Source organism: Mycobacterium sp. NTMscope_MAC_12 (assembly GCF_976985675.1).
In genome coordinates, this window is the sequence record NZ_CDRJYY010000001.1 from 5,041,734 (window position 1) to 5,062,347 (window position 20,614).

General features: G+C 69.5%; 15 protein-coding genes. 8 read left to right on the forward strand and 7 right to left on the reverse strand.

Annotated features, from left to right (window positions below):
• Positions 1–73: 73 nt before the first annotated feature.
• On the forward strand, positions 74–586 hold the full coding sequence (locus tag AC0KS4_RS23405) for a CD225/dispanin family protein (RefSeq protein WP_238957101.1): 513 nt from the start codon (positions 74–76) through the stop codon (positions 584–586).
• A gap of 25 nt (positions 587–611) precedes the next feature.
• Here AC0KS4_RS23405 and AC0KS4_RS23410 read toward each other — a convergent pair whose 3' ends face one another.
• Entirely contained in the window at positions 612–1,553 is a 942-nt protein-coding gene (locus tag AC0KS4_RS23410) for an enoyl-CoA hydratase/isomerase family protein (RefSeq protein WP_238957102.1), read from the reverse strand.
• Positions 1,554–1,556: 3 nt separating this feature from the next.
• Positions 1,557–3,086 carry a fatty-acid--CoA ligase FadD4 gene (gene fadD4 / locus AC0KS4_RS23415; protein ID WP_238957103.1) on the reverse strand — a complete coding sequence of 510 codons (1,530 nt, stop codon included), beginning with the start codon at positions 3,084–3,086 and terminating at the stop codon, positions 1,557–1,559.
• A gap of 188 nt (positions 3,087–3,274) precedes the next feature.
• Between fadD4 and AC0KS4_RS23420 the strand changes: the two genes are divergently transcribed.
• A complete protein-coding gene (locus AC0KS4_RS23420; RefSeq protein WP_225330347.1) occupies positions 3,275–4,360 on the forward strand; it encodes a GGDEF domain-containing protein in 1,086 nt (361 codons plus the stop codon).
• Here AC0KS4_RS23420 and AC0KS4_RS23425 read toward each other — a convergent pair whose 3' ends face one another.
• The 3 genes from AC0KS4_RS23425 to AC0KS4_RS23435 form a co-directional block, all read right to left on the reverse strand.
• Positions 4,361–6,187 (reverse strand): phosphoenolpyruvate carboxykinase (GTP), encoded by a 1,827-nt coding sequence (locus tag AC0KS4_RS23425; protein WP_225330348.1) that lies wholly within the window; start codon positions 6,185–6,187, stop codon positions 4,361–4,363. It abuts the gene before it with no gap.
• Positions 6,188–6,325: 138 nt separating this feature from the next.
• Positions 6,326–7,891 carry a hypothetical protein gene (locus AC0KS4_RS23430; RefSeq protein ID WP_255640908.1) on the reverse strand — a complete coding sequence of 522 codons (1,566 nt, stop codon included), beginning with the start codon at positions 7,889–7,891 and terminating at the stop codon, positions 6,326–6,328.
• Positions 7,885–8,985: a P-loop NTPase family protein gene (locus AC0KS4_RS23435; RefSeq protein WP_238957104.1), complete on the reverse strand. Its 1,101-nt coding sequence runs from the start codon at positions 8,983–8,985 to the stop codon at positions 7,885–7,887. Before AC0KS4_RS23435 ends, AC0KS4_RS23430 begins: the two co-directional genes overlap by 7 nt.
• A 193-nt stretch (positions 8,986–9,178) precedes the next feature.
• Between AC0KS4_RS23435 and trmB the strand changes: the two genes are divergently transcribed.
• From trmB to mmpL3, 3 genes are read left to right on the forward strand one after another with little or no spacing between them, the layout of a single operon-like run.
• Positions 9,179–9,961 (forward strand): tRNA (guanosine(46)-N7)-methyltransferase TrmB, encoded by a 783-nt coding sequence (trmB, locus tag AC0KS4_RS23440; RefSeq protein WP_225330353.1) that lies wholly within the window; start codon positions 9,179–9,181, stop codon positions 9,959–9,961.
• A 14-nt stretch (positions 9,962–9,975) separates the two neighbouring features.
• A complete protein-coding gene (locus tag AC0KS4_RS23445) occupies positions 9,976–10,698 on the forward strand; it encodes an NYN domain-containing protein (protein ID WP_225330350.1) in 723 nt (240 codons plus the stop codon).
• Positions 10,699–10,756: 58 nt separating this feature from the next.
• Positions 10,757–13,612 carry a trehalose monomycolate exporter MmpL3 gene (gene mmpL3 / locus AC0KS4_RS23450; RefSeq protein ID WP_238957105.1) on the forward strand — a complete coding sequence of 952 codons (2,856 nt, stop codon included), beginning with the start codon at positions 10,757–10,759 and terminating at the stop codon, positions 13,610–13,612.
• Positions 13,613–13,644: 32 nt separating this feature from the next.
• Here the strand turns inward: mmpL3 and AC0KS4_RS23455 are convergent, their stop codons facing one another.
• Entirely contained in the window at positions 13,645–14,781 is a 1,137-nt protein-coding gene (locus tag AC0KS4_RS23455) for an AI-2E family transporter (RefSeq protein ID WP_225330404.1), read from the reverse strand.
• A 157-nt stretch (positions 14,782–14,938) separates the two neighbouring features.
• On the opposite strand from AC0KS4_RS23455, the gene AC0KS4_RS23460 reads away from it, so the two are divergent.
• A complete protein-coding gene (locus AC0KS4_RS23460) occupies positions 14,939–16,117 on the forward strand; it encodes a lysylphosphatidylglycerol synthase transmembrane domain-containing protein (RefSeq protein WP_238957106.1) in 1,179 nt (392 codons plus the stop codon).
• On the opposite strand, the gene AC0KS4_RS23465 is transcribed toward AC0KS4_RS23460, so the two are convergent.
• On the reverse strand, positions 16,114–16,662 hold the full coding sequence (locus tag AC0KS4_RS23465; protein ID WP_238957107.1) for a hemophore: 549 nt from the start codon (positions 16,660–16,662) through the stop codon (positions 16,114–16,116). The two genes, AC0KS4_RS23460 and AC0KS4_RS23465, sit on opposite strands and share 4 nt — an antisense overlap.
• A 341-nt stretch (positions 16,663–17,003) precedes the next feature.
• Between AC0KS4_RS23465 and AC0KS4_RS23470 the strand changes: the two genes are divergently transcribed.
• Together AC0KS4_RS23470 and AC0KS4_RS23475 are read left to right on the forward strand one after the other, a co-directional pair.
• A complete protein-coding gene (locus AC0KS4_RS23470; RefSeq protein WP_238957108.1) occupies positions 17,004–20,069 on the forward strand; it encodes an MMPL family transporter in 3,066 nt (1,021 codons plus the stop codon).
• Complete coding sequence (locus AC0KS4_RS23475; RefSeq protein ID WP_225330400.1) at positions 20,066–20,614, forward strand: helix-turn-helix domain-containing protein; 549 nt, start codon at positions 20,066–20,068, stop codon at positions 20,612–20,614. Before AC0KS4_RS23470 ends, AC0KS4_RS23475 begins: the two co-directional genes overlap by 4 nt.

Below are 20,614 nucleotides of genomic sequence, written 5' to 3' on the forward strand. Positions count from 1 at the left end.
TCAATCGCGCGGCCGCAGAATGACGTTTGGGAGTATATTTGCCTGACTTCGAACCAAGGGAAAGGCAGCCGCCATGAGTTATCCTCCCGCGCCGCCCGGCGGTTCGCCAGAATGGCCGGGTCAACAACCGGAATGGCAAGGCCAGCAACCGGAATGGCAAGGCCAGCAACCGGAATGGCAAGGCCAGCAACCGGAATGGCAGGGCCAGCCGCCGGGGTATCCGCCGCAGCAGCCGCCGGCGTGGCCGGGCCAGCCGCCCGCGGGATGGCCGGCGCCGCAGCCGGGCTGGCAGGGCCAGCCGGAACCCGAGAACTATCTGGTCTGGGCGATCCTGTGCACGGTGCTGTGCTGTTTGCCGTTGGGGATCGTCTCGATTGTGTACTCCAACAAGGTCTCCGGGCTGTGGGCGCAGGGCCGCTACGCCGAGGCGCAGGAGGCCGCCAACAACGCCAAGAAGTGGGCCATCATCGGCGCCATCGTGGGCGTCGTCGCCGCGGTGATCTTCGTGCTCATCTACGTCGTCGCCGGGGTGCTTGTCGTCTCCCATTTGCCGTCGACGACCACGACCACGTATTCGGGCTTCTGACGTCAAACGGGGGGCGTCGAGGTTGCTAGGTCTCGTCCACCAACCCCCAGGCCAGCGCGGTCTCGGCGTCGACGGTGTGGCCGGACAGCACGAGATACGCTGTGCGCCAACGCCCGATCCGGCGGGTGACGCTGACGGTGCCGCCGGCGCCGGGGATCAGCCCGAGCGCCAATTCGGGTAGCCCGAACACCGCGTCGCCGCGGGCGGTGACCCACCCGCAGAACGCGGCCATCTCCAGCCCGCTGCCCATCACCCGGCCGTGCACCTCGGCCCGGCACGCCCGGCCCAGCCGCGCGGTCAGCGCGTCGAGCGCCAGGGCGGGGCTGTGCCGGGTGCGGGCCAGGTGGGCGCTCGCCGGATCGGCGAAGGTGCCGAATTCGGCGAGGTCTCCACCGCTGCAGAACGATGGACCGTTGCCGCTCAACACGATGCCGGTCACCGAGGGATCCAGCTGCGCGACAGCCAGCGCCTCCAACAGCGCGGCGCGCGCATCCGTGGAGAACGCGTTGTGGCGTTGCGGCCGATTGAAGGCGATGCGCACGATGTCGCCGTCGCGGTGCGCCCGCACCGGGTCGGCGATGTCGGGCATGCGGACCGGGCCGCGGTCCTGCAGCCACCGCGCGAACTCCGGGCCGGACTGCAGCGTCGAATACCCCAGCGACTCGGTCACCACCCCGGCCAGCGTCGGGCCGCCGGGGTCCACCGCGCGCAACACGTCGTCACAGATCCCGCTGGCGTGCGGCCATCGCTCGCAGCGTTCGGTCAGCTCACCCAGCGCATCGGGCACGGAATCGACGGTGACGACCCGGCGGTCGGCGCAGGCGTCCTCGGTCAGCGTGAAAGTCGCTGCGTCAAGCCAGGTTCCGGACCGCGCGATGTCGGCCGCCGAGCCGGCGGCGACGATCACGCCGGGCGGCGAGCCCGGGCCGCCCTCCGGCGCGTTCGACAGGTCGACCACCCGCAGCATCGGTTACACCGAGTACTTCTCGATCAGCCCGTTCTTGTAGAGCTTGCCGGTGTCGGTGCGCGGCAGCTGCGCTTCGAAGGCGATCGATCGCGGACATTTGTAGTGCGCCAGGCGATCCCGCAGCCAGTCGAGCAGCTCATCGCCGAACGCGTCGGTGGCATCCGCTGGGTCGACGGTCTGCACGACCGCCATGACGCGCTGGCCCATCTCGTCGTCGGGAACACCGAACACCGCCGCGTCCATCACCTTGGGGTGGGTGACCAGAAGGTTCTCGGCTTCTTGCGGGTAGATGTTCACCCCGCCGGAGATGATCATGTGGTGGCGCCGGTCGGTCAGGTACAGGTAGCCCTCGTCGTCGAGATAGCCGATGTCGCCGACGGTGGCCCAGCCGTGCTTGGAGCGCGACGACGCGGTTTTCGTTGGGTCGTTGAGGTATTCGAACGAATACCCACCCTCGAAGTAGATCTCGCCGGCCTGGCCGGGCGGCAGCTCGTTGCCGTTCTCGTCGAGGATGTGCACCGCACCACCCATGGGCTTGCCGACCGAACCCGGGTGCGCCAGCCAATCCTCGGCGGTGATCAGCGTGGACCCGTGCGCCTCCGAGGAGGCGTAGTACTCGTCGATGATCGGCCCCCACCAGTCGATCATCTGCTTCTTGATCTCCACCGGGCACGGCGCCGCCGCGTGCATCACCCGCTGCAGGCTGCCCAGGTCGTACGAATGACGAACGTTCTCAGGCAGTTTCAGCATCCGGGTGAACATCGCCGGCACAAACTGGCCGTGGGTGACCCGGTGGCGCTGGATGGCATCCAGGCAGCCTTGCGCGTCGAACTTCTCCATCACCACGGTGGTGATGCCGCCCGCCTGCGCGCTCATCGACCACACCGAGGGCGCCGTGTGGTACAGCGGCGCGGGGCTGAGGTAGACCGAATCGGGCGTCATCCAGAAACCGACCAGCGCCGACATCATGCCGGGCGCCTCGGCCGGGGGGACGTGCGGCAACTCGCGCTTGATGCCCTTGGGCCGGCCGGTGGTTCCCGACGAGTACTGCAGCAGGTCGCCCTCGATTTCGTCGTCGATCGGGGTATCAGGTTGGCCGGCAACGCATTCCGGGTAACACTCCCAGCCCGGCAGGCCATCGTCTTCGTTCTCGGCGGCGATCAGCAACAGTTCCGGCAGCCCGCGCGGCAGGTGCTCGGCGAGGCCGGCGCAGGTCTCGCGCAGCGCGGCCGAGCCGATGATCGCCTTGGCGGCGCTGTTGTCGACGATGTAGGCGGCCTCCGCCGCGGTCAGGTGGGTGTTGATGGGCACGTAGTACAAACCGCTGCGGCGAGCGGCCCACATCACCGCGTGGATGTGCTCGTTGTTCTCCATCAGGATGGCGACCGTGTCACCCTCGCGCAGACCCGCCTGGCGGAACCGGTGCGCCAGGCGATTGGCGCGGGCCTCGAGGTCATCGAAGGTGATGACCGTCCCGGACGGGTACAGGATGACAGCAGGTTTGTCGGCGCCGAGATACGGGCGGATCTGCATGCGCAGACTGTACCGCCGCCAAACTTGACGGGTGTTAAGTGGTGGGTGGGCCCGGGACTTTCTGCGTCAATCCCGGCGCGCGGCGCGCGTCGACAGCCATAATGCAGTCAAGTAGACCGCCGTGGGCCCTGGTACCCGACCTTGGTGAGCAACGCGGCGGGATGCGCCACTGTCGCACGGAGGTGCGCATGACCGCCGGGCAAGAATCGGAGCCTGCCGCATCCACTTTCGCCGTTTCCGACTATGTCGACGGCATGGAGCGGCTCGTGCACGCCATTCAGGAGCTGTCGCTGGCGCGTAGCCTGCCCGACCTGCAGCGCATCGTCCGCTCCTCGGCGCGCGAGCTCACCGGCTGCGACGGCGCGACGTTCGTGCTCCGCGACAACGACAGCTGCTATTACGCCGACGAGGACGCGATCGCCCCGCTGTGGAAGGGCAGCCGCTTCCCCATCAGGTCCTGCATCAGCGGCTGGGCGATGCTCAACCGCGACGCGGCCGTGATCCCCGACATCTACGGCGACCCGCGCATCCCGCACGCCCTGTACCGCCCCACCTTCGTCAAGAGCCTGGTCATGGTGCCGATCCGCAAGCTCGAACCGATCGGCGCGATCGGCAACTACTGGGCCAACCCGCATCACCCGTCCGACCAAGAGGTCCACCTGCTGCAGGCTTTGGCGGATTCGACGTCGATCGCGATGGAGAACGTGCAGGTCTACTCCGAGCTGGAACGGCGGGTGCGCGACCGCACCGCCGCGCTCGAGGACGCCAACGAGGAGATCCGCCGGCTGTCGGTCACCGACGAGCTGACCGGGTTGAACAATCGACGGGGCTTCTACCTACTGGCCGAGCAGAAACTTCGCGGGTCGCACCACCTCGGCCACAACTGCGTGCTCGCGTTCCTCGACGTCGACGGGCTCAAGAAAGTCAACGACGAGCTCGGCCACGACACGGGCGACCGCCTCATCAAGGATGTCGCCCGGGTGCTGCGAACCATCCGGCGCGAGTCCGACATCCTCGCCCGCATCGGCGGCGACGAATTCTGTGTGATGGTCACCGAAAGCGCCGGCGACACCCCGTCGCTCGAAGAGCGGCTCGCGCTCGCGTTCGAGAATTTCAACGCGACCATCGACCGGCCCTACCGTCTCTCGGCCAGCATCGGCTTCGTGCGGGCGCCGGTTTCCGACGGCGCGAACGTGGGCGAACTGCTCGCCCGCGCCGACAAGCTGATGTACGCGCAGAAGAAGGCCAGCCCCAATTCGCGGCTGGCGGGCTGATCAGCCCGCTTCGGACAGCCGCTGCTTGAGCGCCTCGAACTCGTCGCGGACGCCGGTCGGCAGCTTCTCGCCGACGAACTCGAACCACTCCTCGATCTGCGGCAGTTCCTCGCGCCACTCGGCGGCGTTGACCGCCAGCGCCTGGGCCACCTCGTCGCTGCTGGCGTCGAGCCCGTCCAGGTCGAGGTCCTCGGCCTTCGGCACGATGCCGATCGGGGTGTCCTGGCCGCCGGCCTTGTGCTCGATGCGGTCGACGATCCACTTGAGCACCCGGCTGTTCTCGCCGAAGCCCGGCCACAGGAAGCCGCCGTCCTCGCCGCGACGGAACCAGTTGACGAAGAACACCTTCGGCATCTTGGACTCGTCGGCGTTCTTGCCCAGGTCGAGCCAGTGCTGGAAGTAGTCACCGACGTGGTACCCCAGGAACGGCAGCATGGCCATCGGGTCGCGGCGGACGGTGCCCACCTTGCCCTCGGCGGCGGCGGTCTGCTCGCTACCCATGGTGGCGCCCATGAACACGCCGTGCTGCCAGTCGCGCGCCTGCGTCACCAGCGGGACGGTCGTCTTGCGGCGGGCGCCGAACAGGATGCCCGAGATCGGCACGCCCTGCGGGTCGTCCCACTCCGGCGCCAGGATCGGGCACTGCGACATCGGCGTGCAGTAGCGCGAGTTCGGGTGGGCGGCCTTCTCGTCGGAGTCGGGCGTCCAGTCGCGGCCCTTCCAGTCGACCAGGTGCTGCGGGTCGCCCTCCAGGCCCTCCCACCACACGTCGTTGTCGTCGGTGAGCGCGACGTTGGTGAAGACGGTGTTGCCGGCCTCGATGGTGCGCATGGCGTTGGGGTTGGACTTCCAGTTGGTGCCCGGCGCGACGCCGAAGAAACCGAACTCGGGGTTGACCGCGTACAGCCGGCCGTCCTTGCCGAACCGCATCCAGGCGATGTCGTCGCCGAGCGTCTCGGCGCGCCAGCCCGGGATGGTCGGCTGCAGCATCGCCAGGTTGGTCTTGCCGCACGCCGACGGGAACGCCGCGGCGAAGTAGTACGCCTTGTTCTCCGGGGAGATGAGCTTGAGGATCAGCATGTGCTCGGCGAGCCAGCCCTCGTCGTGGGCCATGGCCGAGGCGATCCGCAGCGAGTAGCACTTCTTGCCCAGCAGCGCGTTACCGCCGTAGCCCGAGCCGTAGCTCATGATCTCGCGGGTCTCCGGGAAGTGGGTGATGTACTTGGTGTCGTTGCACGGCCACGGCACGTCCTGTTGGCCTTCGTCCAGGGGCGCCCCCACCGAGTGCAGCGCCTTGACGAAGAACCCGTCGTCGCCCATCTTCTCCAGCGCGGCCTTGCCCATCCGGGTCATCACCTTCATCGAGATGACGACGTACTCGGAGTCGGTGATCTCCACACCCAGCTTCGGGTCGTCGGCGCCCAGCGGACCCATGCAGAACGGCACCACCCACATGGTCCGGCCACGCATGCAGCCCCGGTACAGGTCGGTCATGATGGACCGCATCTCGGACGGGTCCATCCAGTTGTTGGTCGGCCCGGCGCCGCTCTCCTGCTCGGTGCAGATGAATGTCCGCGATTCCACCCGCGCCACGTCGGACGGGTCGGACAGCGCCAGGTAGGAGTTGGGGTGCTTCTTCTCGTTGAGCTTCTTCAGGGTGCCGGCCTCGACCAGTTGCCCGGCCAGCCGGTTGAACTCCTCGTCGGAGCCGTCAGCGAACACCACCCGGTCGGGCTGGGTGAGCTCGGCAACCTCCTGCACCCATGACAGCAGGCCCTGGTGATTCGTGGGTGCTGTGTCCAAACCGGGAATGGTCGCTGAGGTCATCGAACTCTCCTGGATTCGTTGCGTATCGGGCTCGTGTGCTCGGTATGCCGTCGCCCACATAATTAAGGACTTGGTGGCGTTAACTACAGGTTATCGTGAGGAACTTGTCGGGGAAGTCTCGGGCAGGTATAAGCCTTCTCACAACAACGATTCAGAAGCTCCCGACGGGTCGCCATCTTCGCTCCTCGAAGCGGGTTTTTCGGTTTCGTCACCACCGGCATCTTCGGCAGGACTTTCAGCCGGTTGTATACCCGGTTCTCCGAGTTCTGCACGCACCGCCCGCAGCGCCGCGGCGACCGCCGGCATCTCCCGATCCCGCGCGGCCGCAGCCCGCGCGGCGGCCAGCGCGTGCTCGCGCAGTTCGGTGTCGATGACGCCGACGGCGGCCGACGCCTGCGCGTTCTCGGCCTCGTCGTGGGCCAGCAACGCTTTGCTCAGCACCGACTCGGCGACCAGCACCCGGGTGGCGACCAGTTCCTCGACCACCGACCGCAGCGACGACGTCGCGTCGCCCGCCCAGCGGTCCAGCAGCGCCCGGTCGTGCAGCAGCCCGCGCAGGTTGATCACCAGAAAGGTGAGCGCCACCGAGATCGCCACGCACGCCACGGCCGCGACGACGGCGAGCCCGGGGTTGAGCCGCGAGACCACGCCGCTCATCAGCCGGCTCAGCGTGAGCGCCACCCCCAGCCCGAAGCCGACACCCAGCAGGATCATCAGCCAGGTTTCCTGCCGCCGCGACTTCAGCGGCGGCGCCGCGACATCCACCTGCGGGAGCTTCTCGACCGACGGCAGGTCCATCGGCACGCCCACCACCTGCGCGACGTCGGCCAGCTGCGCGTCCGTGCCGTCGTTGACCTCGGCCACCACCTCGTCGAGGCGGGCGCGCGTGTGCGCCTCGAACCCGGACATGTCGCCCCGCGACAATCCCGCCGCGTGCTCCTGCAGCTCGGTGCGCGCCGTCGCGCACTGGTTACGCGCGGAGTGCGACAACTGCACCCGAGCCTGCTGGATCTGACCGCGCAGCGTGATGGTGCGTTCGCTCTTCGCCTGCCGCCGCTGCTGCAACGCCGTGCTGCGTTCTTCGCGCAGCGCCTCGACCCGCGCGCGGCGACCCGATCCCTCGACGTCGCGGTCGAACCGCCGCTTGACCGTTTGTAGGCGAGATTCCCACGCCCGCAACCTGTTTCGCCGGGCGAGGTCGGGGTCGTCGAGTTGCGCCGCGACGGCGCCGACCAGGTCGTCGACGTCCGGCTCACCGACGTCGGGCAGGGCCGCCGCGCCCACCCACGTCACCCGGCCGAAGCGCGGCGCGTGCGCGGCCAGCGCGTCGCGGTTGGCGGCGACGACCTCACGCCAGTTGCGATGCACGTCGATCTTGGACACCACCCCGACCACCGCGTCGGTGTGCTCGGTCGCGGCGTCCAGCAGTGCGCAGTCGGAGGCCGTCAGATGGGCCGCCGCGGACACGACGAACACCACCGCCATCGGCACCTCGCCGGGCCCCAGGTCGGTCGACTCCACGAACTTGTGCTGCGGAAGGCGCCCTTGCAGCGCCGTGGCCACCGCGCTCACCCCGGCCATCCACGGGCCGGTCACCAGCACCACGTCACAGCGCTGAACGGCCGGCGGATCCAGATCCGGCGCCGCCGCGGCCACCAACGCGTCCACCCGTGCGACGGGATCGTTGCCCTCGCCGCTCACCAGGATTCCCCCGGCAGTGACGCGCAGGCCTGCGACCACAGCCGCAGCGATCCGCGGGCGATGTCCGCGCCGCAGGCGCGGTGCAGCTCACTCGCCGAGGCGCGGCTGTAGCGCTGCCACCGCACGGCGCGCGGCAGGTGCGCGGACGGGTCGCGGTCCACGCCGGCCGACTCGGGGCCGCCCGGGTCCAGCCCGGCCGCCTCGGCCAGATCCACCGCGGCCGCCATCCGGGCGACCACCGTGTCGTCGCGGGACAGGAACCCGCCGATCCGCTCGCCGAGCTCGCCCCCGCCGGCGGCCAGCGCCTCCAATTCCGCGACGGCCCCGAGCACCCGCTGGTAGCGCACCTCGGCGCCGAGCGCGCCGACCTTGGCCAGGACGGCGTCGACGCCGCTCATCCGGCGCAGCAAGGCGCGGACCTGCGCCCGGGACCTGCCCTGGCGGAGCGCGGCGACCGCCAGCGCGGTGCCGAACAGGTCGAGGGTGTCCAGCAGGCGCTGACGCACGCCGGTGGGCACCGGGCCGTCCGCCGCCAGGAAGTCGGCGAACGAGCCGTCCAGGCACGCGGCGGCCCCGGGGTGCGTGGCGAGCGCGTGTAGCGCCGCCCACAGCGGGTTGTCCTCGGCGTCGTCCAGCGCGTCGAGCGCGTCCCCGAGCAGGCCGATCATCGGCTCCATGGGCACGCCGATCAGCGCCGACAGGTCGGCGCACCGCGCCCGGGCGGCCGCGATCGGCCCGTCACCGCGCCGGCCCGACAGATCGGCCTTGTTCAGCACCGCCACCACCGGGTGCCCGGCGGCCGCGATGGCATGGGCGTCCTCGGGCTTGACCACCTCCGCGACCACGTAGACGACCACGTCGGCGCCGCGGTCGGGCGCCGCCGCGCTCACCTGGAGGTCCGTCGCGATCCCCGACGCGCCTCCCGCCCGGTCCAACGCGCGGGCCACCGTGCGGCGGCCGACCCCCCGGCGGCCGCGGACCACCACCCGCAGCGGTGCGGCGGTTCGCCGGGCGATCGCCGTCACCCGCGGGTCGACGAGCCCGTCGGCAAACCGCGCCAGCTCATCGACGAAAATCTGGTGTCCTTGTCCCCTCATATCCCGCCTGTTCGGTCCGAATGACCCGATCGCCCCGTCGGCGTCGCCGCTACCGCGTGCAGCGCCGGCGCCGGGCGGCCCCACCGAATGGTGGCATCCACGTCGCCAAGAAGCGAGCCACCGTTAATCAGTTACCAGTTGAAGGCAACTGTTGGGTATCAATCCGGACCAGGGGCGGCTACATCCAAGGTTTATAGGCCACCATGGACAAATGCATGCGCAGCGCGGGGTGGCGATGTCTGCCGACACGCCGATCGGGGAATCGGCCCGCCCCGACCAGCGCTACCTCCCCGCGACGGCGTTCCGGTCGCGACGGTCCGCCCTGTCCGACGCCCAGCGCCAGACGTGGGAGCGGCGCTGGCCCGAACTCGGCCTGTCGGTGGGCGCCCCCGCGGACGGAACCGGCGGCGAAGAGCCGCCGCTGGACACCCGCTCGTGGTTCGGACGCCAGGCGCCCCTGGTGCTCGAAATCGGTTGCGGCAGCGGCACATCGACGCTGGCGATGGCCAAGGACGAGCCCGGCGTCGACGTGGTCGCGGTGGAGATCTACCGGCGGGGGCTGGCGCAGTTGCTGTGCGCGATCGACCGCGACGCGGTGACCAACATCCGGCTGATCCGCGGCAACGCGCTCGACGTGCTGCAGCGGCTCATCACCCCGGCGTCGCTGACCGGGGTGCGCGTCTTCTTCCCCGATCCGTGGCCCAAGGCGCGCCACCACAAGCGCCGGTTCCTGCAGCCCGGCACGATTGGCTTGATAGCCGACCGGCTACTCCCTGGTGGTGTCCTGCACGTTGCGACGGACCACGCCGGCTATGCCGAACACATCGCCGAAGTCGGCGCGGGCGAGTCCCGGCTGCGCCGGGCCGACCCCGACAGCCGGCTGCCGATCTCGACCGTTCGCCCGACCACCAAGTACGAGACGAAAGCCCAAGAAGCGGGCAGCGCCGTCACCGAGTTCGTTTGGCTTAGACGATGAATAGGCGATGAGCTATGAGCCTGACTGAAACCTCCACCGCCGGAGCAGAACCCGTCGCGCCGCCGGCGGTGCTGTCCGCCGATGACGTGGGGACCCTGGGCGGCTTTTCGCCTTCGGGCGGGCGCGTCTTGCTGGTCTGGGACGCCCCCAACCTCGACATGGGCCTGGGCTCGATCCTGGGTCGGCGCCCGACGGCGTTGGAACGCCCGCGGTTCGACGCCCTGGGACGCTGGCTGCTGGCGCGGACGGCCGAGGTCAGCGCCGAACGCCCGGGCGTGGTCGTCGAACCCGAGGCCACCGTGTTCACCAACATCGCGCCGGGCAGCGCCGACGTCGTCCGGCCCTGGGTGGACGCCCTTCGTAACGTGGGGTTCGCGGTGTTCGCCAAGCCGAAGATCGACGAGGACAGCGACGTCGACCGCGACATGCTGGCCCACATCGAACTGCGGCGCAGCGAGGGGCTGGCGGCCGTGGTGGTGGCTTCGGCCGACGGCCAAGCGTTTCGCGAACCGCTCGAGGAGATCGCCCGAACCGGCATCAGCGTCCAAGTGATCGGATTTCGCGAACATGCGAGTTGGGCGCTAGCGTCGGATACCTTGGACTTCGTTGACCTGGAGGACATCGCCGGCGTCTTCCGGGAACCATTGCCGCGGATCGGCCTAGATTCGCTGCCTGACCAGGGTGCGTGGCTGCAGCCGTTCCGGCCGCTGTCAGCGCTGTTGACCGCGCGTGTGTGACACTGAAAAACCAGTGCGCGGGTCGCTGCAGACTAAGTCGATCCAGTAAGGAGCTTGCGTGTTCGCCTGGTGGGGTCGAACTGTGTACCGATATCGGTACATCGTGATCGGGGTCACGGTAGCTCTGTGTCTGCTCGGCGGCGTTTTCGGAATCAGCCTGGGCAAGCATGTTACACAGAGCGGCTTCTACGACGACGGCAGTCAATCCGTCAAGGCGTCGGTGCTGGGCGACCAGACCTACGGCCGGGACCGCACCAGCCACGTGGTGGCCACGTTCACCGCCCCCAGCGGGAAGACGGTCGACGACCAGGCGTGGCGGGACAAGATCGTCGCCGGCCTCAACAAGTTCAAGACCGACCATCCCGACCAGGTCGTCGGCTGGGCCGGCTGGCTGGCGGCACCCGAGAGCACCAACCCGGTCATCAAGGGGATGGTGAGCGAGGACAAGAAGCACACCTTCGTGTCCATCCCGCTCAAGGGCGACGACGACGACACCATCCTCAACAATTACAAGGACATCGCGCCGGATCTGCAGAAGCTCGACGGCGGCACGGTGCAGCTGGCCGGCCTCGAGCCGATCGCCAACGCCTTGACCGGCACCATCGCCACCGACCAGCGCCGCATGGAGGTGCTGGCGCTGCCGTTGGTGACGGTCGTGCTGTTCCTGGTGTTCGGGGGCGCGGTCGCCGCCGGCCTGCCGGCCATCGTCGGCGGGCTGAGCATCGCGGGCTCGTTGGGCATCCTGCGCCTCGTCGCCGTGTTCGGGCCGGTGCACTTCTTCGCCCAGCCGGTGGTCTCGCTGATCGGCCTGGGTATCGCCATCGACTACGGGCTGTTCGTGGTGAGCAGGTTCCGGGAGGAGATAGCCGAGGGCTACGACACCGAGGCCGCGGTGCGGCGCACGGTGATGACGGCCGGTCGCACCGTGACGTTCTCGGCGGTGCTGATCATCGCGTCGAGCGCCAGCCTGCTGGTGCTGCCGCAGGGCTTCGTGCATTCGCTGACCTACGCGATCTTCGCGGCGGTGGGGCTGGCCGCGCTGCTGTCGATCACGTTCCTGCCCGCGTGCCTGGGCATCCTCGGCCGCCACGTCGACGCGCTGGGGGTGCGGACCGCGTTCCGGGTGCCGTTCCTGCGCAACTGGAAGTATTCGCGCGCCTACCTGAACTGGCTGGCCGACCGGCTGCAGAAGACGAAGACCCGCGAAGAGGTCGAGGCCGGCTTCTGGGGCAAGCTGGTGAACTGGGTGATGAAGCGGCCGTTGGCGTTCGCCATCCCGATCGCCGTCGGCATGATCTTGTTGGTCATCCCGCTGAGCAACCTGTCGTTCGGCGGCATGAGCGAGAAGTACCTGCCGCCGGACAACCCCGTGCGCCAGGCGCAGGAGCATTTCGACAAGCTCTTCCCGGGGTACCGGACCGAGCAGCTGACGGTGGTGATCCAGAGCGACAACCACAGCAAGGTCACCGATCAGCAGGTCGCCGACATCCGCAACAGGATCTCCTCGATCGGCGGGTTCACCGACAAGACGTGGGAGGAACGGGCCTGCCCGACCATCGCCGGCAATCCCTGCGTCGCCGGTCCGAACGGGACGACGGTGCCCAAGGACGGCTCGGTGCGGGTGATCCAGAACGGCCTGGCCAACCGCAATGACGCCGCCAAGAAGATCACCGAACTGCGCTCGGTGAACCCCCCGAAGGGGCTGAACCTGTACGTCGGCGGCACCCCTGCGCTGGAACAGGACAGCATCCACAGCCTGGCCGAGAACGGGCCGTTGATGCTGGTGTTGCTGCTCAGCGCCACGCTGCTGCTGATGTTCCTGGCGTTCGGATCGGTGGTGTTGCCGATCAAGGCGGTGCTGATGAGCGCGCTCACCCTGGGATCCACCCTGGGGATCCTGACGTGGATCTTCGTCGACGGGCACCTGTCGGGCGTGCTGAATTTCACGCCGACTCCGCTGATGGTGGTGCTGATCGCGCTGGTCGTCGCCGTCGGTTTCGGTCTGGCCACCGACTACGAGGTGTTCCTGGTATCGCGCATGGTCGAGGCGCGCGAACGGGGCATGTCGACCGCCGAGGCCATCCGCATCGGCACCGCGACCACCGGGCGGCTGATCACGGCCGCCGCGCTGGTGCTGGCCGTGGTCGCCGGCTCGTTCGTGTTCTCCGACCTGGTGTTGATGAAGTATCTGGCCTTCGGTCTGATGGCGGCGCTGCTGCTGGACGCGACCGTCGTCCGGATGTTCCTGGTGCCGTCGGTGATGAAGTTGCTCGGCGACGACTGCTGGTGGGCGCCGCGCTGGGCCCGGCGCCTGCAGAACAAGATCGGGCTGGGCGAGATCGATCTGCCCGACGAGCGCAAGCGGCCGACGCTCAACGGTCGGCCCGCGCGGCCGCCGGTGGCGGCCAGCCTGGTCGCCGCGACGCCGCGCCCGCCGCACGACCCCACCCACCCCGCCCCGCTGGAGCCGTCGCGACCGGCGCGTCCCGCGGCGGCCGGTCCGCCGGAGCCCAGGCCCGCCCAGGACCCGTCCTCGCGGGCGGACGACAGCGTGGACACCACCCGCATCCCGGCCCGGCCCGGCCAGCCGACCGAGGCCAAGACCACCCGCTTCTCCGCGCAGGGCGCCCCCGCCCGAGAGCGGCCGGCCGACCCGCGCCCCGCGACCAAGCCCGCACCGCAGGGCCCGCAGGCGCCGCAGCGCCCCCCGTCGTCGGCGGCGCCGCCGTCCGGCGATCAGACCCGGGCCATCCCCGTGCCCGGCCACCATTCCGACGACCCCGACGGCACCGCCGCCGGCGAGGCCGCGAACCCCCGCGGCCAGGGCGAGAACGGCGACCCCGCGCGGCAGCGGCGCCGCTCCGGCGGCGGGCTGTCCGCCGCGGATCTGCTGCGCCGCGAGGGACGGTTATAGGAAAGCCCCCCGACATATCCTGACGGTCGGTATCAGCCGGGTTTGTCCGGTTCGGCCTGCAGGATGGCGTTCTTCTCGTCCGCCTCCTCGGTCTGCTTTTCGGCTTCCGCCTCGGGGTTGGGCGCCAGCAACACCTGGAACGCGTTGTTGAGGAACGCGACCGTCGGGACGGCCAGCAGGGCGCCGACGATCCCGGCGAGGACGCCGCCGGTGGAGATGGCCAGCACCACGGCGAGCGGGTGAATCGAGACCGCGCGGCCCATCACCAGCGGCTGCAGCAGGTGGGCCTCCATCTGGTTGACCGCGATCAGCACCCCCAGCGTGATGAGCGCGTACACAATGCCCTTGGCCAACAGGGCGACCACCACGGCCAGCAGGCCCGAAACCAGCGCACCGATCAGCGGGATGAAGGCGCCCAGGAACACCAGCGAGGCCAGCGGCAGCGCGAGCGGGATCCCCATGATCGCCAAGCCCGTGCCCACCCCGGCCGCGTCGGTCAGAGCCACCAGAAAGGTGGCCCGCACGTACCCGATCAGCGACCCGTACCCGGCGTTGCCGGCCTCGTGCACCCGGTCGCGGACGTCGGACGGGATGATCTGCACCACGTAGCGCCAAATGTTGCGCCCACCGTAGAGAAAGAAGATCAGCGTGAACAGCACCAGCACCGCGGCGGTGACCAGCTCCGTGACGGTAGCCGCGGTGGACAGCGCGCCGCTGGTCAGCTTGGCCTGATTGTTGTGCAGCGCCTCGATGGCGGCGTTGCCCGCGCTGTCGATCTGTTCGCTGCGCAAATGCGCCGGCCCGTTGATCAGCCATCGGCGGGTCGACTCGATGCTCTGCGTCACCTGTTCGGTCAGGCCGGGCAGGCCGTCGATGAACTGCAGGATGACGAACGCCAGGATGCCGCCCAGGATCGCGAAGCCGCCCAGCAGGACCAGCGCCACCGCGCCGCCGCGGGGCAGGCCCCGCCGATCCAGCCAGTCGACGACCGGCACCAGCAACGCGCTCAGCAGCAGCGCCACCAGCACCGGGACGACGATGATTTCGAGCTTCTTGACCACCCACAACAGAGCGACCGCGGCGGCCAGGATGACGAGCAAACGCCACGCCCAGGCTGCGGTCTTTCGTACTAGGGGTTCAACCGACGCATCGTCGACGTTTGCTGACATTTGGCCAGCCTATCGGTCGCGGCGCCGACCCGAACCCGTTCGGAAGCTCCCGCCCGTCGGCCGCAACCGTCGGAGCCGGCACGATCCGGTTACGACGGCGACACAGTCGGCGGCGCGCAGCGATCGCCGCGCCACCTGCACCGTTACCCTAAATCACGTGCCGTACGACGCACCCGCCCGCAATCTCGACTTCCCGCGCGAAGAAACCCCGCGCGGGAAGTACTGGTGGGTGCGCTGGGTCATCCTCGGGATGGTTGCCATCGTGCTTGCCGTCGAGGTTTCCCTGGGCTGGGATCAGCTGGCCAAAGCCTGGATGAGCCTGTACGAGGCGAACTGGTGGTGGTTGCTCGCCTCCGTTGTCGCGGCGGCCGCGTCGATGCACAGCTTTGCTCAGATCCAGCGCACCCTGCTCAAGTCGGCCGGCGTGCACGTCAAGCAGCTGCGCTCGGAGGCCGCGTTCTATGCCGCCAACTCGCTGAGCACCACGCTGCCCGGCGGGCCCGTGCTGTCGGCGACGTTCCTGTTCCGGCAGCAGCGGCTCTGGGGCGCCTCGACCGTGGTGGCGTCGTGGCAGCTGGTGATGTCGGGCGTGCTGCAGGCGGTGGGATTGGCGTTGCTCGGGTTGGGCGGCGCCTTCCTGCTGGGCGCGAAGAACAACCCGTTCTCGTTGCTGTTCACGCTCGGCGGTTTCGTCGCCCTGCTGCTGCTGGCGCAGGCCGTCGCGTCGCGGCCGGAGCTGATCGAAGGCATCGGCAGCCGGGTCCTGGCCTGGGTCAACTCGGTGCGCGGCAAGCCGGCCGACACCGGCCTGGACAAGTGGCGCGAGACGCTGATGCAGCTCGAATCGGTGAGCCTGGGCCGGCGCGACCTGGGCGTGGCGTTCGGGTGGTCGATGTTCAACTGGGTGGCCGACGTCGCCTGCCTCGGCTTCGCCGCCTACGCCGCCGGGGACCACGCGTCGGTGGCCGGGCTGACCGTCGCCTACGCCGCGGCCCGCGCGGTCGGCACCATCCCGTTGATGCCCGGCGGGCTGCTGGTCGTCGAGGCGGTGCTGGTTCCGGGGCTGGTCTCGAGTGGGATGTCGCTGTCGAGCGCGATCTCGGCCATGCTGATCTACCGGCTGATCAGCTGGCTACTCATCGCCGCGGTCGGCTGGGTGGTGTTCTTCTTCGTGTTCCGCACCGAGAACGTCGCCGACTCCGACGACGACCCGATCACGGGTCCGCTGCCGATCGTGCAGCAGCCGAGCGCCGCTTCCGCCGACCCGACCCAGGCCGCCCTGCAGGGGCCGCTGCCGCCGGATCGGAGTCCGGAAACGGAGGGGCGGGACAGCTAGCCGACGGTGTTGCCGCGCGGCGGGCCCGAGAGCGGGTTGGTGGCACCGGGAGACGCGGGCTGCGGCGCGGCGGGCGGGGCGCCCGTTCCGCCCAGCGGCGAAGCGCCCGCGGGGTTACCGGGCAGCGCGGGGAGCGCACCGGCCGCGCCCTGCGCCTGCTGCATCATGCCCATCATCTGGGGGATCGAGATCGGCAGCTTGCACTGCAGCGACAGGTTGGTCAACGGCTGCGCGATCGACGTCATGTCGCCGGCGACCTTGGGGTTGGCGTCGAAGTAGGACTTCAGCCCGTTCAACGACTGCGGCCCCGCCTGCTGCTGCAGCATCGAGGTCATCGTCTGGTTGGTCTCCGGGTGCGAATCCAGGTAGTCACCCATCGACTTGGACACCGAGCCGATGGTGCGGGCGACCTCGCTGGCCGCGCACGGGTCGTTGGCGCCGGTCGCCGGCGGCCCGGCGAGCACCGCGACGGCGGCGCCGGGCACGGTGGCGGCGATCAGCCCCGCGAGGATTCTGCGACGCCGTCCAGCGCTGCCTGTCGTCATGGATAACTCCTTATTGTTTGCGCGGCCCCGCCAAGATCGGCGCCGCGCAAACGGCTGCAAGAGACGGCCCCACTGATCCCTGGGCACCCCGTAATCCCCCGGGGCCCCGCCAGGCCAATCGACATCCTGCCATCGCGATATCAGCGCTGCCAGCCGAGAACCGCTCGTGTGACCGAAGTCCCGCTTGATCACCAGTTCACAACGACTTCGCAGCGTCTCCGCAACGACGCTGTCATCGCAGCTCAGGAACTAGATAAGCCCACATATAGCACAGCATGCTGCGGTATCCTCGCCTGCACGCGTCACGCGAGAACCGGGGAGCGAGAAAAATCCAGCAGTTAATGATGCGCCTCAGCCGCAGCCTGCGTAAGTACCGCTGGTTGGTCTTCACAGGCTGGTTGCTGGCATTGGTTCCGGCGGTCTACCTGGCGCTGACGCAATCCGGCAACCTCACCGGCGGCGGTTTCGACGTGGCCGGTTCCCAGTCGCTGGCGGTCCACGACCAGCTCGAGGAGCTCTACCACGACCAGGGCGGATCGTCGCTGGCGCTGGTGGCCGCGCCCCGCGCCGACGCCAGCTACCAGGACATGAGCGAGGCGGTCACACAGCTGCGTCGACTCGCCGCCGAGGTCCCGGGAACCGCGGAGATCCCCAATCCCACCCAGCGGCCGCCGCAACCCGACCGGCCGTACGTGCTGTCGGTGCGGCTGGATTCCCGCAACACCAGCGATGTCGCCAAAAAGCTCCGCACGAAGGTCGGCATCAAGGGCGACCAGCCCGGCCAGACCGCCAACGGCCGGGTGCGGCTGTACGTCATCGGGCAGGGCGCGCTGAGCGCGGCCGCGGCCGCCAACACCAAGCACGACATCGCCGCCGCGGAACGGTGGAACCTCCCGGTCATCCTGATCGTGCTGCTCGCCGTGTTCGGGTCGCTGGCCGCCGCCGCGATCCCGCTGGCGCTGGGCGTGTGCACGGTCGTGGTGACGATGGGCCTCGTTTACCTGCTGTCCGCGTACACCACCATGTCGGTGTTCGTGACCTCGACGGTGTCGATGTTCGGGATCGCGCTGGCCGTGGACTATTCGCTGTTCATCTTGATGCGCTTCCGGGAGGAACTGCGGACCGGGCGCCAGCCCCGCGAGGCCGTCGACGCCGCGATGGCCACCTCGGGCCTGGCCGTGGTGTTGTCCGGGGCGACCGTCATCGCGTCCCTCACCGGGATCTACGTCATCAACACCCCGGCGCTGAAATCGATGGCCACCGGCGCGATCCTGGCCGTCGCGGTCGCGATGTTGACGTCGACCACCCTGACGCCGGCGGCGCTGGCGACGTTCGGCCGGGCGGCCGCCAAGCGGTCGGGCTTCCTGCACTGGTCGCGCCGGCCCGAGAGCACCCAGTCGCGGTTCTGGAACCGGTGGATCGGATGGGTGATGCGCCGGCCGTGGATGTCCGCGCTGGCGGCGTCGCTGGTGCTGCTCGTGATGGCCGCGCCCGCGGCGTCAATGGTGTTGGGCAACAGCCTGTTACGCCAATTCGACTCGTCCCACGAGATCCGCGCCGGGGTCGGCGCGGCCGCCCAGGCGCTCGGTCCGGGCGCGCTGGGCCCGATCCGGGTGCTGATCGAGTTTCCCGACGGCGGGGCGGCCTCGCCCGAACACAGCCACACCATCGGCGCCGTCCGCCAGCGGATGACGCAGGCACCCAACATCGTCTCGGTGTCGCCGCCCCAATACGCCGAGGACAACGGCAGCGCGCTGCTGTCCGCGGTGTTGTCGGTGGACCCCGAGGACATGCGGGCCCGCGAAACCGTGGGGTGGCTGCGCGCGCAGCTCCCCACGGTCCCCGAGGTGGGGACGGCGCGCGTGGACGTCGGCGGCCCGACCGCGCTGATCAAAGACTTCGACGACCAGGTGTCGGCGACCGAACCGCTGGTGCTGGGCTTCGTCGCGCTGATCGCGTTCGTGATGCTGCTGGTGTCCATCCACTCGGTGTTCTTGGCGCTCAAGGGCGTCCTGATGACGTTGCTGTCGGTGGCGGCCGCCTACGGCAGCCTGGTGATGGTCTTCCAGTGGGGGTGGCTGAAGGATCTCGGCTTCGCCCAGATCAGTTCGATCGACAGCACCGTTCCCCCGCTGGTGCTGGCGATGACCTTCGGGTTGTCGATGGACTACGAGATCTTCCTCCTCACCCGCATCCGCGAACGGTTCCTGCATTCGGGTAACACCCGCGACGCGGTGGCCTACGGCGTGAGCACCAGCGCCCGCACCATCACCAGCGCGGCGCTGATCATGATCGCGGTGTTCGTCGGGTTCGCGTTCGCCGGCATGCCGCTGGTGGCCGAGATCGGGGTGGCCTGCGCGGTGGCGATCGCCGTGGACGCCACCGTGGTGCGCCTGGTCATGGTTCCGGCGTTGATGGCGATGTTCGCCCAGTGGAACTGGTGGCTGCCGCCGTGGCTGTCCCGCGTGCTTCCGTCGGTCGACTTCGACCGACCGCTGCCGGAGGTCGACCTCGGCGACGTCGTGGTCATCCCCGACGACATCTCGGCGCTGGTGGCGCCCAACGCGGACCTGAAGATGGTGCTCAAGTCCGCCGCCAAGCTCAAGCACCTGGCGCCCGACGCCATCTGCGTGACCGATCCGCTGGCCTTCAGCGGCTGCGGGCGCGCCGCCGGTCAGCCATCGTCGGGCCCCGACGAGGAGCGGACCCGCGGCCTGGGGCCCGGGCAGATCCCCCACCAGGTCGCGCTGGGCGAGGAGAAGGTCGCCGTCGGGGTGGCCGCGGGCGAGAAGAAGACCGGCACCAACGGGCATGCCAACGGGTCTTCGGGAGCCAAGAAGCTGGTCGGGGGGCTGGCCTCACGCAATGGGCGCAATGGGATCGCCAAAGCCATCTCCGGGTCGGACCGGCCCGTTCATCCGGTGACGCTGTGGCGGGGCCGGCTGTCGGTCGCGATCGACGCGCTCGAGACGGACCCGGACGCCGCGTCGGCGGGGGCCGCCGACCGACCGAGATACGCGCGGCGCAGCCCGGTGGAGACCACCAACGTGCAACTGCCCACCGGCGACCGGTTGCTGGTCCCGACCGGGGCCGAGACCCTGCGGCTCAAGGGCTACCTCATCATGTGCCGTAACAGTCGCCGCGATTATGCCGACTTTGCAGACATGGTGGATTCGTTGGAACCCGAGACCGCCGCGGTGGTGCTGGCCGGAATGGACAGGTATTACTGTTGTGAATCGTCCAGGCGGCAATGGATCGCCACCCAGTTGGTCCGTCGACTCGCCGATCCCGATCCGTGCGACTACCCGGATGACCAGGGGTCGGAAGCCGACGCGAACGCGGACTGGGAGCGGATCAGGGAGCGCTGCCTGTCCGTGGCGGTCGCGATGCTGGAGGAGGCGAGGTGACGTTGGCACCCGACCGACGCACCCCACCGCCGCCCCGCCGGCCGGCCCCGCAACAGCGCAACCGCGGTAATGGGCCGTCCGAGGCGCCGTCCGGATCCCTTCCGGACCTCGACCAGCCGGTGGAGTTCTGGCCGACCTCCGCCATCCGTTCCGCGCTGCAGGGCGGTGACATCGCCACCTGGAAGCGCATCGCCGGCGCGTTGAAGCGTGACCCGTACGGGCGCACCGCCCGCCAGGTCGAGGAGGTCGTCGACGGCACCCGCCCCTACGGCATCGCCAAGGCGCTGTGGGAGGTGCTCGAGCGCGCCCGCGCCCACCTGGACGCCAACGAGCGCGCCGAGGTGGCGCGCCACGTGCGGCTGCTGGTCGACCGCTCGGGGCTCGCGCAGCGGGAATTCGCCTCCCGCATCGGCGTCAGCGCCGAGGAACTGGGCGGCTATCTCGACGGCAGCACCAGCCCGACGGCCGCGCTGATGATCCGGATCCGCCGATTGTCGGATCGGTTCGTCAAGGTGAAGTCCGGCCGCTCGGCCGAATCCAACTGA

Excerpts from the sequence above, each read along its gene's own strand:
- AC0KS4_RS23455 (WP_225330404.1), bottom strand. The coding sequence starts at position 14,781 with ATGTCAGCAAACGTCGACGATGCGTCGGTTGAACCCCTAGTACGAAAG.
- AC0KS4_RS23410 (WP_238957102.1), bottom strand. The coding sequence starts at position 1,553 with ATGCTGCGGGTGGTCGACCTGTCGAACGCGCCGGAGGGCGGCCCGGGC.
- AC0KS4_RS23435 (WP_238957104.1), bottom strand. The coding sequence starts at position 8,985 with ATGAGGGGACAAGGACACCAGATTTTCGTCGATGAGCTGGCGCGGTTT.
- AC0KS4_RS23445 (WP_225330350.1), top strand. The coding sequence starts at position 9,976 with ATGAGCCTGACTGAAACCTCCACCGCCGGAGCAGAACCCGTCGCGCCG.
- AC0KS4_RS23465 (WP_238957107.1), bottom strand. The coding sequence starts at position 16,662 with ATGACGACAGGCAGCGCTGGACGGCGTCGCAGAATCCTCGCGGGGCTG.
- AC0KS4_RS23420 (WP_225330347.1), top strand. The coding sequence starts at position 3,275 with ATGACCGCCGGGCAAGAATCGGAGCCTGCCGCATCCACTTTCGCCGTT.
- AC0KS4_RS23470 (WP_238957108.1), top strand. The coding sequence starts at position 17,004 with ATGATGCGCCTCAGCCGCAGCCTGCGTAAGTACCGCTGGTTGGTCTTC.
- fadD4 (WP_238957103.1), bottom strand. The coding sequence starts at position 3,086 with ATGCAGATCCGCCCGTATCTCGGCGCCGACAAACCTGCTGTCATCCTG.
- AC0KS4_RS23425 (WP_225330348.1), bottom strand. The coding sequence starts at position 6,187 with ATGACCTCAGCGACCATTCCCGGTTTGGACACAGCACCCACGAATCAC.
- AC0KS4_RS23405 (WP_238957101.1), top strand. The coding sequence starts at position 74 with ATGAGTTATCCTCCCGCGCCGCCCGGCGGTTCGCCAGAATGGCCGGGT.